The organism is Lysobacter auxotrophicus (assembly GCF_027924565.1).
Lineage (GTDB): Bacteria > Pseudomonadota > Gammaproteobacteria > Xanthomonadales > Xanthomonadaceae > Lysobacter_J > Lysobacter_J auxotrophicus.
The window spans coordinates 921,343-937,671 of sequence record NZ_AP027041.1; the positions used below are offsets into that span (position 1 = coordinate 921,343).

General features: G+C 68.9%; 12 protein-coding genes. 3 read left to right on the plus strand and 9 right to left on the minus strand.

Features of this window, described 5'->3' with window-relative positions; translation table 11 throughout:
* Nucleotides 1-71: 71 nt before the first annotated feature.
* The 5 genes from LA521A_RS04110 to LA521A_RS04130 all read right to left on the minus strand — a co-directional run bounded on the left by LA521A_RS04110 (nucleotide 72) and on the right by LA521A_RS04130 (nucleotide 4,502).
* Nucleotides 72-461, minus strand: a complete 390-nt coding sequence (locus LA521A_RS04110) for a hypothetical protein (RefSeq protein WP_281781098.1) — start codon at nucleotides 459-461, stop codon at nucleotides 72-74.
* Nucleotides 462-1,002: 541 nt separating this feature from the next.
* Entirely contained in the window at nucleotides 1,003-1,437 is a 435-nt protein-coding gene (locus LA521A_RS04115) for a GFA family protein (protein ID WP_281781099.1), read from the minus strand.
* 29 nt (nucleotides 1,438-1,466) lie between these two features.
* Nucleotides 1,467-1,871 carry a GFA family protein gene (locus LA521A_RS04120; protein ID WP_281781100.1) on the minus strand — a complete coding sequence of 135 codons (405 nt, stop codon included), beginning with the start codon at nucleotides 1,869-1,871 and terminating at the stop codon, nucleotides 1,467-1,469.
* A 106-nt stretch (nucleotides 1,872-1,977) separates the two neighbouring features.
* Nucleotides 1,978-3,792, minus strand: coding sequence for a DNA helicase RecQ (gene recQ / locus LA521A_RS04125; protein ID WP_281781101.1), 1,815 nt, complete (start codon nucleotides 3,790-3,792; stop codon nucleotides 1,978-1,980).
* Between the two features lie 155 nt (nucleotides 3,793-3,947).
* Nucleotides 3,948-4,502, minus strand: a complete 555-nt coding sequence (locus LA521A_RS04130) for a Dps family protein (RefSeq protein ID WP_281781102.1) — start codon at nucleotides 4,500-4,502, stop codon at nucleotides 3,948-3,950.
* A gap of 84 nt (nucleotides 4,503-4,586) precedes the next feature.
* Here LA521A_RS04130 and hrpA point away from each other — a divergent pair, with 84 nt between their 5' ends.
* Nucleotides 4,587-8,534 (plus strand): ATP-dependent RNA helicase HrpA, encoded by a 3,948-nt coding sequence (gene hrpA, locus LA521A_RS04135; protein WP_425494562.1) that lies wholly within the window; start codon nucleotides 4,587-4,589, stop codon nucleotides 8,532-8,534.
* Between the two features lie 20 nt (nucleotides 8,535-8,554).
* Here hrpA and LA521A_RS04140 read toward each other — a convergent pair whose 3' ends face one another.
* Nucleotides 8,555-9,031, minus strand: a complete 477-nt coding sequence (locus LA521A_RS04140; RefSeq protein ID WP_281781103.1) for a hypothetical protein — start codon at nucleotides 9,029-9,031, stop codon at nucleotides 8,555-8,557.
* A gap of 64 nt (nucleotides 9,032-9,095) precedes the next feature.
* Nucleotides 9,096-9,587: a hypothetical protein gene (locus LA521A_RS04145; protein ID WP_281781104.1), complete on the minus strand. Its 492-nt coding sequence runs from the start codon at nucleotides 9,585-9,587 to the stop codon at nucleotides 9,096-9,098.
* 80 nt (nucleotides 9,588-9,667) lie between these two features.
* On the opposite strand from LA521A_RS04145, the gene LA521A_RS04150 reads away from it, so the two are divergent.
* Nucleotides 9,668-11,842 (plus strand): RelA/SpoT family protein, encoded by a 2,175-nt coding sequence (locus LA521A_RS04150; RefSeq protein WP_343226708.1) that lies wholly within the window; start codon nucleotides 9,668-9,670, stop codon nucleotides 11,840-11,842.
* A gap of 68 nt (nucleotides 11,843-11,910) precedes the next feature.
* Nucleotides 11,911-13,572, plus strand: a complete 1,662-nt coding sequence (locus tag LA521A_RS04155; RefSeq protein WP_281781105.1) for a tetratricopeptide repeat protein — start codon at nucleotides 11,911-11,913, stop codon at nucleotides 13,570-13,572.
* Here the strand turns inward: LA521A_RS04155 and LA521A_RS04160 are convergent.
* Together LA521A_RS04160 and LA521A_RS04165 are read right to left on the minus strand one after the other, a co-directional pair.
* Complete coding sequence (locus LA521A_RS04160; protein ID WP_281781106.1) at nucleotides 13,569-14,957, minus strand: glycosyltransferase; 1,389 nt, start codon at nucleotides 14,955-14,957, stop codon at nucleotides 13,569-13,571. The genes LA521A_RS04155 and LA521A_RS04160 overlap by 4 nt on opposite strands.
* Nucleotides 14,954-16,297 (minus strand): glycosyltransferase family 4 protein, encoded by a 1,344-nt coding sequence (locus tag LA521A_RS04165; protein WP_281781107.1) that lies wholly within the window; start codon nucleotides 16,295-16,297, stop codon nucleotides 14,954-14,956. Before LA521A_RS04165 ends, LA521A_RS04160 begins: the two co-directional genes overlap by 4 nt.
* Nucleotides 16,298-16,329 lie beyond the last annotated feature (32 nt).

The following is a 16,329-nucleotide window of genomic DNA, read 5'->3' on the forward strand; positions in this document are numbered from 1 at the left end:
GACTTCTCGACTTTCCCGACGAGGTGCGTGCGTGTCGCCATTGCCCCCGGTGTCATGGGCAGCACTGTTTCTCAGACCGGCAGCCGCAGCATCCGGCACTCGAAAACCGGCCCGGGCGCGCCGCGGTCGGTCGCGATGCGATACCAGAACTCCAGCACGCCGACATGCGTCACGATGCGCTGCGCATACACGCCAACGTATCGCGGCGAATGGCCGACATAGATGCCGCCATGCCGCGGATCGGTCTTGGCCGCGTAACGCGAATCCTGCGGCCTGCGCCGGTAGTGGAAGCGCTCTTCCAGCGATGCGTAGCGATCGACGTAGACCTGCTCGGCATAGCGCGCGATCGACGCGACGCTGCGGTGGGCGGGCAACAGCGAAAGCAACCTGCAGGGCGTTCCGAACGTGGCGTCATCCTCGTAGACGATCCAGCCGGCGCCACGATTGACGGTGCCGGTCATGGGCAGGCGGCCAGCCCGATGAAACAGCAGTGCGCACCAGACGCTCCATCGCCGCGCGCTGCCGTAGGCGGCACCTCGCGCAAGGATCGGCCTACGGCCGGGGGACGAGCGCGGCTTGTCGTCGAGCTGCTGTCATCGTCCAGGTGCAATTCCATGCCGCGTCCCCTTTGTCGTTGTGACGAGGGGTAAGCATTTTTCGCCGACGTGAGAATCAGCAACGCGAAGTTTTCTCAGTGCGGGAACGGTTGTTGTGCCCGACTGGTGTGTAGCGCCGGAATCCTGCGGGAAAACGAACGGATCAGCTCGCAACGCGCGCCTTTCCCGGAAGAGGAAACCGGCTGCTTGGCCACAGCCTGTATGCGGCACGCAGAAAATTTCTGGCAGACAGATTCCGAACAATGAGATCGCAGGTTCTGCACGTACCGCGAGCGTGTTCTCCGCAATACGCATGCGTCTTCAGATAACTCTCAAGATCGGCAATGCGCGCCGTTGGCTTTTTTCGCCTGGCGAATGCTGGTTTCGCCTGCGTCCTCGCGCTGGCTCAATCGTCTCCCGCCAGGCTCGCCACCGCCGTGCTGCTGCGTTCGAAGCGCGGCAGCCGGTCGCTGGTGTCGAACCAGGGGATGCGCGAGCGTGTCCAGACGTGGTCGTCGATGCGGACGCGCGCGGGCTCGTCCAAGGTGCCCACGCAGACCTGCACGCGATCGGCGAGGACCGCCTCGCGCATGCCCAGCGTGCTGCCGCATCGTGCGCAGAAGCCACGCTCGGCATTGCGCGACGAGCGGAACCACGTCGGCGGCGATCCGGTCCACGCGAACGAGTCGGCCGGGAAATGCACGAAGGCGAGTGCCGGTGCGCCCGAATGCCGCCGGCACATCCCGCAGTGGCAGATCACGCCCCGCAACGGTTCGGCCGTGGCGCGATAGCGCACCGCGCCGCAAAGGCAGCCGCCTTCGAAGATCGCCTCATCCGACATTGCCTGCTCCTTGTCCGAACCTCTCCGGTTCATCCCGTGCTGGTGCGCGGGTAGTGCCGCATCGCCTCGTTGGCGCGTTCCCACGGCAGTTTATGCTCGATCCAGATTTCCTTCGTCGGCGGAAACTGCTCGGGCGCGTCGAGTGTCGCGGTGGTGATGTCGATGCTGTCGACGTCGTCGTCGTGCCGATAACTCAGCTGCGTGCCGCAGACGCCGCAGAAGGTGCGCATCACGTCCGGCGAGGAGCGGAAGCGCACCGGCAGCCCCCGCGTGAAGACCAGGCTGTTGACGTGGAAGGTCGACCACGCCACCGACGGGGCACCGCTCGCGCGCCGGCAGCTGCGGCAATGGCAGATGCTGCGCGAGACCGGCGGTGCCGTGGCGCGGTATCGAATGGCCCCGCACAGGCAGCCGCCTTCGATGGACATTCCCATGCTGGCCTCCACGACCCTGACGTGGCGGAGGATTTCAGGCTATCCGGGGTCGTGTGTGGGGAGCGCGAGGACGGTTCGGGGGCGCCGCGGGTCTCCGCACCGCCGCCTACGCCGCGTCGAACAACTGCTGCAATACCGCCTCGCCGTAGCGATCCAGCTTGCTCGCGCCGATGCCCGGAACGCGCGCGAGTTCGTCCAGGTCGTCCGGCGCGGCCTGGGCGATCGCCCGCAGCGTGCTGTCGTGGAAGATCACGTAGGCCGGCACGTTCTGTTCGCGAGCGGTGTTGCTGCGCCATTCGCGCAGGGCTTCGAAGCGCAGCTGCGATTGCGGATCCAGGTCGATCGCGATTGCCGCCGACGAGCCGCCACGCGTGCGGCGGCCGCGCGCGGGCTTTTCCGGTTCGTGGCGGAAGCGCAGTTCGACTTCGCCGCGCAACACCGGGCCGCTCAGCGCGGTGAGGCGCAATGCGCCGTGGTGTTCGATGTCGGCTTCGAGCAGGCCCCCGGCCAACAGCTGGCGGAACACGCCGCGCCACTGGCGCTCATCGAGGTCGCTGCCGATGCCCCAGGTGCTCAGGCCTTCGTGGCCCCACTGCTTCACCTTGTCGGTCGCCACGCCGCGAAGCACATCGATCACGTGACCGGCGCCGAAGCGCTGGCCGGTGCGGTACACGCACGACAGGGCCTTGCGCGCCGCCTGCGTGCCGTCCCAGCTGCGCGGCGGATCCAGGCAGTTGTCGCAGTTGCCGCACGCGCCGGCATGCGCCTCGCCGAACCAGCCCAGCAGCGCCCGGCGCCGACACTGCGTGGACTCGCAATATCCAAGGAGTGCGTCGAGCTTGCGAAGCTCGAGCCGCTTGCGTTCCTCGCCGGCCTCGCCCTGCTGGATGAGCTGGCGCAGGTTCACCACGTCGCCAAGGCCGTAGCTGAGCCACACCTCCGCCGCTTCGCCATCGCGTCCGGCGCGTCCGGTTTCCTGGTAATAGCCCTCTATCGACTTGGGCAGGTCGACATGGGCGACGAAGCGAACGTCCGGCTTGTCGATGCCCATGCCGAAGGCGATCGTCGCCACCATCACCACGCCGTCCTGCTGCAGGAAACGCCGCTGGTTCTGCGCGCGCAGCGAGGCGTCCATGCCGGCGTGATAGGGCAGGGCGTTCACGCCGGCGGCCTGCAACTGCTCGGCGACGGTTTCCACGCGCTTGCGCGAGAACGCGTACACGATGCCGCTTTGGCCACGATGGCCGTCGAGGAAATCCAGCAACTGCCGCACGCCACCGCCGTCCTTGTGCACGATGCGATAGCGCAGGTTGGGCCGGTCGAAGGAGCTGACGAACTGGCGCGCGTCGTCCAGCGCGAGTCGCTCGGCGATCTCGCGCCGCGTCGGCGCGTCGGCGGTGGCGGTCAGCGCGATGCGCGGGATGTCCGGCCAGCGCTCGTGCAGCACCGTGAGCTGGCGGTATTCCGGGCGGAAATCGTGGCCCCACTGCGACACGCAGTGCGCTTCGTCGATGGCGAACAACGCGATGCGCGCGCGGTCGAGCAGCGAGAGGAAGCGGTTGGTCAGCAACCGCTCGGGCGCGACGTAGAGCAGGTCCAGTTCGCCCGAGAGCAGCTGGCGTTCGACGTCGGCCGCATCGGCGGCATCGAGCGTCGAGTTCAGGAAGGCCGCGCGCACGCCGAGCTGGCGCAGCGCCTCGACCTGGTCCTGCATCAGCGCGATCAGCGGGGAGACCACCAGCGCGCAGCCCTCGCGCAGCAGCGCGGGCAGCTGGTAGCACAGCGACTTGCCGCCGCCGGTGGGCATGAGGACGAGGGCGTCGCCGCCGCCGGTGACGTGCTCGACGATCTGCCGTTGTTCGCCGCGAAAGCCGGGGTGGCCGAAGACGCGGCGGAGCAGGTCGAGTGCGGGGTCTGACATCGCGTTAGTTTAGCGAAGCGGTGCGCCGGGGGGGCTTCGGAAAACCGCGGGAAATCGCGTCGGGAATCCAGACCGCACGCCCCTGAACGGAAAAACCCCTCTCCGTTCGCGGGAGAGGGGCCTTCGAGCCTTGAATCAGCGCTCGCGCGCCGCCATCACTCCAGCAGCGAGCGCAGCATCCACGCGTACTTTTCGTGGGTCTGCAGGCGCTGGGTCATCAGGTCGACCGTCGGGTCGTCGCCGGCCTCATCGGCGGTCTTGAGGACCTTGCGCGCGGTACGGGCCACGGCCTCGTTGCCGGCGACCAGCTGGCGGACCATTTCCTTCCAGTCCGGCGCTTCGGTCAGGCCGGGCTCTTCGGGGATCGAGCTGAGGCGGATGAACTCCGCGTAGGAACCCGGCGCGTTGAAGCCCAGCGCGCGGATGCGTTCGGCGGTTTCGTCCAGCGCCGTCCACTGCTCGGTGTACTGGGTTTCGAACATCACGTGCAGGCTGTTGAACATCGGCCCGGTGATGTTCCAGTGGAAGTTGTGGGTCTTCAGGTACAGCGTGAAGCTGTCCGACAGGAAGCGCGACAGCCCTTCGGCGATCTTCTTGCGATCGCCGCCGCTGATGCCGATGTCGATGGCCTGGCTGCTGGCCGTCGGCGTGAGCGGGGACTGGTCGGACTTCTGGGGCTTGCCGGGCTTGTCGTTCTTGTCTTTGGCCATTGCGGTTCTCCCTTCGATCATGGCATTGCGGCGACAATGGGCCATGCCGTCCGCGATGTGGGGTGGTTACTTTCAGGCAATGCAATGAAGTCTATGGATCCGGCGGAGTCTAGTCACGCCAGTGTCAGCAATGCGTTACGCCAGGCCCGGCGCGCCATCGACGGCGCGCTGAGTCGTGACCGTGGCCGCCTGCACGGGCTGTGGTCGCGATGGAGCGCAAAGCCCGCCGACGAGCGCGCGCGCGACGCGTTCGCGCAGGCGCTGGCGGCGTCCGTGGCCCAGCGCGAAGCCCGCACGGCGGCGCTGCCCGCCGCGCCGGTCGCCGCGGACCTGCCCATCGCGGCAAAGGCCGACGAGATCGTCGAGCTCATTCGCCGGCACCAGGTGGTGGTGATCGCCGGCGAAACCGGCTCGGGCAAGACGACGCAGTTGCCGAAGCTGTGCCTGGCCGCCGGCCGCGGCGCGGCGGGCATGATCGGCTGCACCCAGCCGCGCCGCATTGCCGCGCGGGCCGTGGCGCGGCGCGTGGCCGAGGAACTGCAGACGCAGCTCGGCGGCGCCGTCGGCTACCAGGTGCGTTTCACCGAGAACGTCGGCGAGCAGACCGCGGTGAAGTTCATGACCGACGGCATCCTGCTGGCCGAGATCCAGTCCGACCGCTGGCTGTCGCAGTACGACACCATCCTCATCGACGAGGCGCACGAGCGCAGCCTCAACATCGACTTCCTGCTTGGCTACCTCAAGCAGCTGCTGCCCAAGCGCCGTGACCTGAAGGTCATCGTCACGTCGGCGACGATCGATACCGAGCGCTTCGCCGCGCATTTCGGCGACGCGCCGGTGGTGAACGTGGAAGGCCGCAGCTATCCGGTATCGGTGCGCTATCGCCCGCTGGAAGGCGAAGGCGAGGACGACGGCGACCGCACCACGAACGACGGCATCGTCGCCGCATGCGACGAGATCACCCGCGAGGATCCGCGCGGCGACGTGCTGATCTTCCTGCCGGGCGAGCGCGAGATCCGCGACGCGCATCTGTCGCTCGAGCGTCGCAAATACCGCGAGACCGAAGTGTTGCCGCTCTACGCGCGGCTGTCGGTGCGCGACCAGGATCGCGTGTTCAATCCCGGGCCGAAGCGCCGCATCGTGCTGGCGACGAACGTCGCGGAGACGTCGCTGACGGTGCCGCGCATCCGCTACGTGGTCGATCCGGGCTTGGCACGCGTGAAGCGCTACAGCCCTCGCGGGAAGCTCGATCGCCTGCACATCGAACCCGTCAGCCAGGCCAGCGCCGACCAGCGCAAGGGCCGCTGCGGACGCATCAGCGAAGGCACGTGCTATCGCCTTTATTCCGAAGCCGATTTCGATTCGCGCCCGCGCTACACCGATCCGGAAATCCGCCGCGCCGCGCTGGCGGGCGTTATCCTGCGCATGCTGTCGCTGGGTCTTGGCCGCATCGAGGAATTCCCGTTCCTCGAACCGCCCGATCCGCGCGCGGTCGCCGACGGCTGGCAGCAACTCGCCGAACTCGGGGCGGTGGACGAACAGCGTCGCCTCACGCCGATCGGCAAGCTGATGTCGCGCCTGCCGGTGGACGTGAAGCTCGCGCGCATGCTCGTCGCCGCGAACGAGCACGGCGTGTTGCGCGAGATGCTCGTCATCGCGTCGTTCCTCGGCATCCAGGACCCGCGCGAGCGACCGGCCGACCAGCGCGCCGCCGCCGACAACGCGCACGCGCAGTTCGCCGATCCGAAGTCCGAGTTCGTCGGCATCCTCAAGCTGTGGAACGCCTACAACGCCGCGCACGAGGACCTTACGCAGTCGAAATTGCGCGCGTGGTGCGAGAAGCACTTCCTCGGCTTCCTGCGCATGCGCGAATGGCGCGAGCTGCACCGCCAGCTCAAACTGATGGGCGAGGAGCTGAGCTGGAAGGAATCGCGCGCGGCGCTGAACGAACACGGCGCGCTGGATCAATCCGCCTACGCCACGTTGCACAAGGCGCTGCTCGCCGGCCTGCCGACGCAGATCGGCACGCGGAGCGACAAGGGCTTCGATGGCCCGCGTGGCCGCAAGTTCCAGCTGTTTCCGGGCTCGCCGCTGGCGAAGAAACCGCCGCCGTGGGTACTGTCGGCCACGCTGCTCGACACCGAACGCGTGTGGGCGCTGACCAACGCGGCGATCGAGCCCGACTGGGCCATCGCCGAGTTGTCGCACCTGTTGTCGCGCCGCCAGCACGATCCGCGCTGGTCGCGTTCGCAGGGCCGCGTGATCGGCAGCGAGCAGATCAGCCTGTTCGGCCTGGTGCTCGCACCCAAACGCCCGGTGCACTACGGCGCGCTGTTTCCCGAGGAAAGCCGCGCGATCTTCGCGCGCGACGCGCTCGTCACCGGCGAGATCAACACGCGCAGCCAGTTCCTGCCGCGCAACCTCACCACGCTGGCCAAGGCGCGCGACGAGGAAGCCAAGCAGCGCCGCAGCGGCCTCGTCGTCGACGAGGAATGGATGGCGCAGTGGTACCTCGATCGACTCCCGGCGAACGTGCACAACGCGCAGGCGCTGGACGCGTGGTACGGCAAGCTGCCGCAGAACGAGAAGGCCGCGCTGGAGTGGTCGCTGTCGGACCTGATGATCGGCGACGAGAGCGATGCCGTCCGCTTCCCGCCGTATCTCGCGCTGGGCAACGTGCGTCTGGCGGTGAAATACCGCTTCGAACCCGGCGCGAGCGACGACGGCATGACGCTCGCCGTGCCGCTGCACCTGCTCAACGCGCTCGATCCGGTGCGCCTGACCTGGCTTGCGCCGGGCTTCGTGCAGGACAAGGCCGCCGCGCTGATCAAGACCTTGCCGAAGACCATCCGCCGCAATTTCGTGCCGGCGCCGGATTTCGCGCGTGCCTTCCATGAGGCGCACCAGCAGCCATCGGCCGACACGATCACCGGCGAACTCGCGCGCTTCCTGCATCGACTCGGCGACGTGGCGGTGGCGGCGACGGATTTCGACGAATCCGCGCTGGAGCCACACCTGCGCATGAACCTGCGGTTGTTCGATCGCGATGGCAAATCCGTGCTCGCCGAATCGCGCGATCTGGACGATCTGCGCGAGCGCTTCGGCGAGCGCGCGGCGGCGGCGTTCGCGGCGAAGGCCGCCGACGGCCTTGCACAAAGCGGGTTGACCACGTTTCCCGACGCGCCGATTCCGGCGTCCGTACCCGGCGCTGGCGGCGTGCCGGCGTATCCGGCGCTGCACGACGACGGCGACAGCGCGTCGTTGCGCGTGCATGCCGAACGCGACGTCGCGCGCCGCGAGCACCCGCGCGGCGTGCGTCGGCTGCTCGCCATCGCGCTCGCCGACAAGCTCAAGCAGGCGCGCAAGCAACTGCCGGTCACGCCGAAGATGGGCCTGCTGTACGCCTCGATCGAAGCGGCCGCGCCGCGCGTGGACGGTCTCAAGGAAGGCGATCGCCTGCGCGCGGATCTGGTCGATGGCGCGTTCGCCTCGATGGCCGACGAAGGCGCGATCGGCGACATCCGCGATCCGGCCACGTTCGCCGCACGTCGCGACGCCATCGGCAAGCAGGTGTTCGGCGATGCGATGGAGCGCCTGAAGCAGGCCGAGGCGATCCTCTCCGCCGTGGCCGATGCGCGCGCGAAACTGGAATCGCCATTGATGGGCTGGGCGAGCGGCAACCTCGACGACATGCGCGCGCACCTCGCCTCGCTCACGCCGCCGGGGTTCCTGCGCAGCGTGTCGGCCGATGCGCTGCGCGAGTATCCGCGCTACCTCAAAGCGCTCGCGCTGCGGGGCGAGCGTGCGTTGCGCGATCCCGTGCGCGACCAGGCGCGGATGCTCGAGCTCAAGCCGTTCGTCGATGCACTGGCCGACGCGGTGGAAACCGGCGAAGCCGATTCGCCGCAATGGCAGGCGTTGCGCTGGGACCTGGAGGAACTGCGCGTGTCGCTGTTCGCGCAGGAACTGGGCACGCGCGGCGGCGTGTCGCCGAAGAAGCTGGCGCAGCGGCTTTCGCAGTTGCGCGGCTGAAGGTCACCGCATCGCGCGCGTCAGTCGACGCGTTGCACCTTGATCGGCGGCGTGCCGTCGTCCATGCGCAGGTACCATGCGCCGAGCATGCCCGGCGCGATGGTCACCCGGGCGTCGGTGACCGGACGGGTGAAGTTCACGCCCGAATCCATCACGCGCCAGCGCTGGCCGTTATCGAGCAGCAGGGTCTGGCCCTGCGCCCAGGCGCGCGACGAACCGGGAACGATGGCCTTCACCGTCTGCGCGGGCGTGCGCTTCGGGCGCATGCCGGCTTCATCCTGCGTGCGCTGCGCCTGCGCGGCGCGCAGGTCTTCGGCGCGGTCCTCGCTGAGCAACCGGTTGAGCAGCGCGAGCTGCTCGCCGGAGAGCGTGTCCAGGCCGGTGGCGCGCAGCTGCTCGGCGGTGAGGCGCTGCTCGACGGGGACCCACGTGCGTTCGCCGGCAGACGCCGGCAGGCTCAGCAGTACCGCGATCGCGAACAACACGGAACGGCGCATCGGTCCACCTCGTGACGGAAGGCAAATCGCGCGCGCCACGCGGGCGCGCGACGTCGACTGCGGATTACTTGACGCGCTCGACCTTGGCGCGGGTGTTGTAACCCTCTACCGCGAGGTACCACGCGCTGCCGATCAGGCTCGGGGTGAGGCGCACCTTCGGGTTGTCGAGCTTCGCGCTGAGCGCGACCTCGTCGATCTGCCGCCACACCTGGCCGTTATCGAGCGAGAACTGGCGACCCTTGCCGAAGCCGGTGAACGCGCCGGCGATCGAGGCGGCCACCGGGTCGCGCGACTCGCGTTCGGCGGCCAGGCCGCGGCGGTCGTCGCCCGACTCCTGGCGCACGGTCTCGACGGCCTTCGCGGTCTCGACTTCCAGCTTGCCGGCGAGCCACGCGTTGAGGTTGGCCAGCTCCGTCGGGGACAGCTTCTCCAGGCCCGATGCCTTGAACTGCTCGTACGACATCTGCTGTTCGATCTTCTGCTGCGCCATCGCCGTGGTGGCCAGGGGCAGGAGCGCGGCGAGCGCGAGAAGTCGGGCAGGGGCGATGCGGGTCATGCGCTGTTCCTCCAGTCGGTTGCGGGCTAGTGTAGACCGTCCCCGCGTCGCCAGACCCCACGCCCGCCTCGTTCAGCGCCATGGCAACACCGTCTCCCACGCCGCATCCGGCGCTGTCCCATCCGGCCAGTGCGGGCATCGCCGCGCCGCTGCTGAGGGCGATGCAGCAGGTCGCGGCGACGACGGGCACGGCCGGCGGCGATCCGCCCGACATCGTGGAAAGCATGCTCGATGCGCTGGCGCTGCTCGGCGCCGACAGCGACTCGGCCGCGGCCGCGATCCTGCACGCCCATCCTGCGTGGGAGCAGGCGCTGCGGCCGCGGATCGAGCGTGACTTCCCCGGCATCGCGCCGCTGCTGGAAGGCCAGCGTGCGGCCGGGCAGGTGTGGGAGCTGCACGCCCAGCGTCATGGGCAGACGGGCAACGAAGGCCTGCGCCGGCTCCTGCTGGCGATCGTGCGCGACCTGCGCGTGGTGCCCATCCTGCTCGCGCGGCAACTGGCGCGCATGCGCCACGCCGAACGCCTGCCCGAGGACGAGCGCCGCGAACTGGCGATGCTCACGCGCGACATCCACGCGCCGCTCGCCAACCGGCTGGGCATCTGGCAGTTGAAGTGGGAGCTGGAGGACCTCGCGTTCCGCTTCCTGGAACCGGCGACCTACCAGCAGATCGCGCGCCTGCTCGACGAGAAGCGTGTCGATCGCGAGCGGTACATCGAACAGGTGAAGCGCACGCTGCGCGAGGCGATGGCCTCGCAGGGGCTGCAGGCGGACATCGCCGGCCGGCCCAAGCACATCTACAGCATCTACAAGAAGATGCAACGCAAGAACGTGCCGATCGGCGAGCTGTACGACCTGCGCGCGGTGCGCGTGCTGGTCGACAGCCTGGCCGACTGCTACGCCGCGCTCGGCGTGGTGCACGCGACGTGGACGCCGATTCCCAGCGAATTCGACGACTACATCGCGCGGCCCAAGCGCAACGACTACCGCTCGCTGCATACGGCGGTGATCGGCCCGGAAGGCAAGACGCTGGAAGTGCAGATCCGCACGCACGAAATGCATCGGCAGGCCGAACTCGGCGTTGCCGCGCACTGGAAGTACAAGGAAGTCGGCAGCCATAGCGCGGACGCGGCGTTCGATCGCAAGATCGCGTGGATGCGTCGCCTGCTCGAAGCCGGCGGCGAGGCGGGGCGCGAGGACGCGTCGCTCGCAGGCGAATTCGATACCGAGCTGGTCGAGGATCGCATCTACGTGCTCACGCCGAAGGGCGAGGTGATCGACCTGCCCACCGGCGCCACGCCGCTGGATTTCGCCTATCACGTGCACACCGAAGTCGGTCATCGCTGCCGTGGCGCGAAGGTCGACGGGCGCATCGTGCCGCTCGACCACAAGCTGCGCAGCGGCGATCGCGTGGAGATCATGACCGCCAAGACGGGCGAGCCGCGTCGCGACTGGCTCGTCGCGGCCAACGGGTTCCTCGCCAGTGGGCGTTCGCGCGACAAGGTGCGCGCGTGGTTCCACAAGCTCGACCGCGCGCGCAACGAAACCGCCGGCAAGGAACTGCTCGACAAGGAACTGCGACGCCTGGGCCTGCTGGGTGCGGACCTCGCGCCGGCGCGGGAGAAGTTCAACCTCGCCACCGATGGCGAGGTGTACGTGCAGGTCGCGCTGGGCGACATCGGGCCGCACCAGGTCGGTCGCGCGCTGCTCGAACACGAGCGCGCCCGCGAAGCCGCGCAGGCCGCCGCGGCCGCGCCCGCGCCGACCACGCACATCACCACGCCGTCGCCGCCGCGTCGCACGCCCCGTCGCAGCACCGATTTCACCGTCGAAGGCGTCGGCAACCTGCTGGTGCAGCTCGCGCGCTGCTGCCAGCCGCTGCCGGGCGAGCCGATCGTCGGTTACCTGACGCGTGGCCGCGGCGTGAGCGTGCATCGCCCCGATTGCGCCGCCTTCGAGCGACTCGCCGCCGCGCAGCCGCAGCGCGTGCTGCCCGTCGAATGGGGCCGCGCCGGCAGTGGTTACGAGGTGGACGTCGAAGTGCTGGCGCTGGATCGCAAGTGGCTGCTGAAGGAGGTGACCAACCTCATCGCGCAGGGCAATGCGCACGTGGTCAGCATCCGCAGCGACAGCGAGCGCAACGGTGCGCGCGTCCGCCTGCGCCTGCGGCTGCGCGTGGGCGATTACGGCCAGCTGTCGACGCTGCTGGGCAAGCTGTCCGCGCTTCCGGGCGTGGAGCACGCGCAGCGGCGCTGAACGCGCGCGGCTGAACGCAGGTCCAAACCCAGACGGGCCGACGACCTCGCCGGCGCTATCCTTGCCCGGTGAGTTCCAAGACGCCCCGCGACCCCAACTCGGACCCCTGGCACGGCCCGCTCGGCGACGATGCGGGGCCGGCGCGTGGGCGCATCGAGCCGACGCTCGGTCCCGATCCAAGCGAGGCGATGGGCGGCTGGGAAGTCGACGACTTCCGTGCGCGCCCCGGCAAGGGACCCCGTGCACCCGTCGAGCCGCCGCCGCCGTCGCGTCCGTGGTCGTGGGTCATGGCGATGCTTGCGCTCGGCGCGCTCGGTGCCGGCCTGTACGTGATGCGCCAGCCGCTGTCGGACATGCTGTGGCCGGAAACGCGCGCGCAGCAGTTGCAGGCCGATGCCGCGCGAGCACTCGCTGAGGGCCGCCTGACCTCCGCGGACGGCCGCGGCGCACGCGAACTGTATGCGGCGGCGCTGGCGCGCGATCCCGATCGTGCGCAGGCGCGCGAGGGCCTGGCGAAAGTCGGCGAAGCCGCGCTCGCCCGCGCCGACAAGGCGATGGCCGCCCGCCAGTACAAGCAGGCGCATTCGCTCATCGCGCTGGCCCGCGATCTGTCCGTCCCGCGCGCCAAGGTCGATGCGATCGAACAACGCCTGCGCGCCCGCGAGGCCGCCGAAGCCGGCGTCGACACGCTTCTTGCGCAGGCGGCCGCCGCGCGTTTGGCCGGTCAGCTCGATGGCAACGAACACGCGGCCCTGCCGCTGTACCAGCGCGTGCTCGCGGTGCAGCCGGCACGCGTGGAAGCGCTGGAAGGGCGCGAGGACACGCTCGCCGACCTGCTCCAGCTCGCGCGCACGTCGCTATCGCGTGGCGAACTGGCGGAGGCTTCCTCGCGCATCCGCCGCGTGCAGGCGGCCGATCCGGGCCACGTCGACCTGCCCGACGCGCTCGCGCAACTCGCGCGCGCCGGCGAGCAGCATCGCAATCGCGCCGATGAAGCGCTCAAACGCGGGCGTCTGGACGAAGCGTTGCACAGCTATCTGGCGGCGCTCGCGGCGATGCCCGACGATGCCGCGGCCGAAAGCGGCCTGATGCACGTGGCCAACACGTACGCGCAGCGCAGCGAGCGTTACGCGGCCGACTTCCGCTTCGACGAGGCCGAAGCCGCCTTGCGCGACGCGCGTGCGATCTCGCTGCAGGCGCCGGGCATCGCGCAGGCGCAGCAGCGTCTGGTGCAGGCGCGGCAGACGCAACAGCGTTACGGCCAGCGCGAACCCTCCGCGCAGCGTGCGCGCCGCATCGACCAGCTGCTTGCCGATGCCAGCCAGGCCGAAGCGCGCGGCGACCTGCTGACGCCGCCGGGCGAAAGCGCTTACGACAAGTTGCGTGCAGCGCAGGCGCTGGCGCCACAGGATCCGCGCGTGCGCGGCGCGATGGCGCGCCTGCTGCCGGCGGCACGCCAATGTTTCGAAGACGAACTGCGCGGCAATCGTCTGCGTCGCGCGCGCGAGTGCCTCGATGCGCGCGCCGCCCTGGAAGGCGAAAGCGCCGCGCTGCGCGACGCGCGCCGTCGCCTGGCGCAGCGATGGATCGCGATAGGCGACGAGCGCCTGGGTGCCGGCGAAATCGGCGCCGCGCAGGCCGCGCTCACCGCGGCGCGGGAACTCGACCCGCAGGTGGCGGGACTGATCGAATTCGCCGACCGGCTGCGGGCAGCGTCGGCGGCGAACTAGCGGGCGATCTCGTCAGGGCGCGTGTCGCGACTTCCGCGCGCGAGCGCATGCGGCGAGAAGTCTTCCAGGATGCGCGCCAGGCGAGCGCCAAGCGCACTCCACCCGAACTCCGCGACGCTCTCCCGGTGCAGTGATAGGCCTTCGGTTAGTGTGCCCTGAGCGTGGAGTTCGACCAGACTGCGCAACCTATCCCTGAGTGCCGATGATTGCTGCTGGCAGATCCAGCCGCGACGACGCTCCATGACCAGCCGGGCCGCGGCATCTGTGTCGTTCTCGCCCAGATGCAGGATAGGACGTCCGGAGCCCAGGTACTCGTAGAATTTGCCCGGCACCTGCATGGGGTCGGCGTTGGCGAGATTGACCAGCACGTCCGCGCGCCGTTGCCATGCAACAGCGTCATCGTGCGGTAGAAATCCCAGCAGCCGGATGCGCTCGGGATTGGCTTCACTGGCTTCACGCACCATCTGCGGCACTACGATCGATGCGATGTTCAGCCGGAGCCCGGGCGTTGCAAGGACCGCTTCGAGCAGCGCATCGACCCGGCGGAAGCTGTAGAAGCTGCCGGTGTAGAGCAGTTCCATGGTGGTGTTGGTCGCGCCCGGCGGACTCCCGGGACGCCGGTCGTCGAAGCCCTGGGTCAACACCGTGATGGGGGCATGGACGCCGTGTCGTTCCAGCAGCAGTTGCCTCGCCGACTCCGCGGTCACCAGCACATGGTCTGCCTCCATGCATACGGCCGCTTCCAGCTTTGCCGACTTTCTGCGCCAGCGCTCCGGCGTGTACGGAGCCAGCACGGGATCGCCCAGGTCGGCAATCCATCGAATGCCGCGTCGCCTGGCCATCAACCCCAGCTGCAACGTCGTTGCCGGCTCATGCGAGCTGATCACAACGTCCGGTTCGAACGTGTGCAACATCTTGCGGAGCTCTTTGCGCGCGGACAGATACCACTCGCCACGCAGGTCGGGGAAAACGAAACGCTCGAAGAGGTTTTGCACGAACATCGACACGCGGTGCTTCCAGCCGCCCCGCGATGGCCTGGCGGCGTTCGCGCGCGCGCCGTTGGAGCTTGCGTCGGTGGAGCTTGCCGCCTGCGCGCCGCTGCCTGCGTTCTTCAGCGCCAGCATCTCGCGCCGCTTGCGCCGCGAGGCGATCAGTCCCCGAAACGGGCCCGGAAACGTGCGATGGATTGTGATGTCGTCGGGAAGCGTTGGGAGTCCCGGGGTAGTTCCGCCAAGATCAATCGTCAGCACCTCCACCCGGTGCCCGTGCAGGCTCAGTTCGCGGCTCAGATACGTCCAGCGAAGCGATTGCGGCGAGGGACTTGGCGGGTACTCGTAGGCGATCAGGAGGACCCGCTTCGCGGAGGGCGGTAGGTGGTCACTCATGCGCGAATCTCGCACAGGCTGTCCTCAAGGATCCGGCGGGCTGCATCAGGAGAAAAATGCATGCGCACATTGGCGCGACCGGCTTCCGCAAGAGAGCGCCAAAGGGCGGCATCGTTGTAAAGACGGGCCACGTGGCCGGCGAACGTTTCGGCATCGTCCGCGACCAGCACATCGTGCCCCGGCGTGAGATGCATGCCCTCCACCGCGCAAGAGGTGGCGACGACCGGCTGTCCATGCGACATGCTGAGGTTGATCTTGCCCTTGACGCCCGCGCCGAATCGAAGCGGCGCGATCGCGATCCTGCACTGCGCCGCAAAGGGCTCGATGTCGGGAACATGACCGTGTACGCGCAGTCCCGGGACGGTTTCGAGGACAGCCCTCATTTCGTCCGTCATCGTGCCAACCAGATGGAGCGGCACGCCGGGCAAGCCGCGCCGAATCGCGGGATAAATCTCCGTCGCCAGCCAATGCGCCGCGTCGCGGTTCGGTGGGTGCAGCATCCCCCCTACGAAAAGCAGTCCTTCGCGTTCTTCGAAGGAAGCGCCTTCATCGTCCGTGTCGATGATGTTGGAAAGCACCTTCACGTCGGCATGAGGCACCAGTTCGCGCAGCAGCGCCTGCTCCACATGACTGACGACCCACGTGATGTCCGCCCTGGCGATCAGCGACAGTTCGCGTCGCTGCGTTCCGCGGGCCAGGCGCAGCAGCGCGCCGCTGTCGCGCACGCGCGCCTCGCGCTGTTCGCGCAGGAAGTGGAGGTCGACCGTGTCGAAGACGATCCGCGCGTGGGGGGCGGCGCTGCGCACCAGGCCGATCCAATGGCCGGCGATGTAATGGCGGCAGAGGATCGCGGCCTGCAAGGTCGCACCCTGGCGGCGAACCCACTCGGCGAGCCCGAGGCTGCCGGATGCGGGAGGAACGTGGACGCCCATGGCGCGAAGCGCATCGGCGCGCGGACCCGTGTGGCTGCCATCGTCCGAGACGAAGGCCACACGATGTCCGCTGTCCAGTAACAGCCGGAGGAGGCCGACCAGGCGCTTGGATCCGGAGTCCTGATCCGGTGCCGGCATTCCCGAGTCGACGACGAGGATCCACGGCGTACCGAGTTTCCAGATCGTATGGACGATTTCGTTGCCCGTCGCGCCGCCGGCATCGAACGGTGTTCGGGACCGCATCGCGATCGCCTGGCGCGCGGTGCTTGCCAATCCCGCGGATTGCAGCCTCAAACGCGCGCGCCTGGCTCGGGCGGCATAGCGCTGGAGGAGGAATTTGAGATTAACGAGCACGGAATCGATGGGAAGCGGAAGGGAAGATGCCGGGGTTTCCGGGCCGGAAGCCATGGGGCCTGCGCTAGACTCGCGGGCACGAGGGC

Bases quoted from the DNA above. Each gene is read 5' to 3' on its own strand.
- LA521A_RS04110 (WP_281781098.1), bottom strand. From the start codon at position 461: ATGACCGGCACCGTCAATCGTGGCGCCGGCTGGATCGTCTACGAGGAT.
- LA521A_RS04115 (WP_281781099.1), bottom strand. From the start codon at position 1,437: ATGTCGGATGAGGCGATCTTCGAAGGCGGCTGCCTTTGCGGCGCGGTG.
- LA521A_RS04120 (WP_281781100.1), bottom strand. From the start codon at position 1,871: ATGGGAATGTCCATCGAAGGCGGCTGCCTGTGCGGGGCCATTCGATAC.
- recQ (WP_281781101.1), bottom strand. From the start codon at position 3,792: ATGTCAGACCCCGCACTCGACCTGCTCCGCCGCGTCTTCGGCCACCCC.
- LA521A_RS04130 (WP_281781102.1), bottom strand. From the start codon at position 4,502: ATGGCCAAAGACAAGAACGACAAGCCCGGCAAGCCCCAGAAGTCCGAC.
- hrpA (WP_425494562.1), top strand. From the start codon at position 4,587: ATGAAGTCTATGGATCCGGCGGAGTCTAGTCACGCCAGTGTCAGCAAT.
- LA521A_RS04140 (WP_281781103.1), bottom strand. From the start codon at position 9,031: ATGCGCCGTTCCGTGTTGTTCGCGATCGCGGTACTGCTGAGCCTGCCG.
- LA521A_RS04145 (WP_281781104.1), bottom strand. From the start codon at position 9,587: ATGACCCGCATCGCCCCTGCCCGACTTCTCGCGCTCGCCGCGCTCCTG.
- LA521A_RS04150 (WP_343226708.1), top strand. From the start codon at position 9,668: ATGGCAACACCGTCTCCCACGCCGCATCCGGCGCTGTCCCATCCGGCC.
- LA521A_RS04160 (WP_281781106.1), bottom strand. From the start codon at position 14,957: ATGAGTGACCACCTACCGCCCTCCGCGAAGCGGGTCCTCCTGATCGCC.
- LA521A_RS04165 (WP_281781107.1), bottom strand. From the start codon at position 16,297: ATGGCTTCCGGCCCGGAAACCCCGGCATCTTCCCTTCCGCTTCCCATC.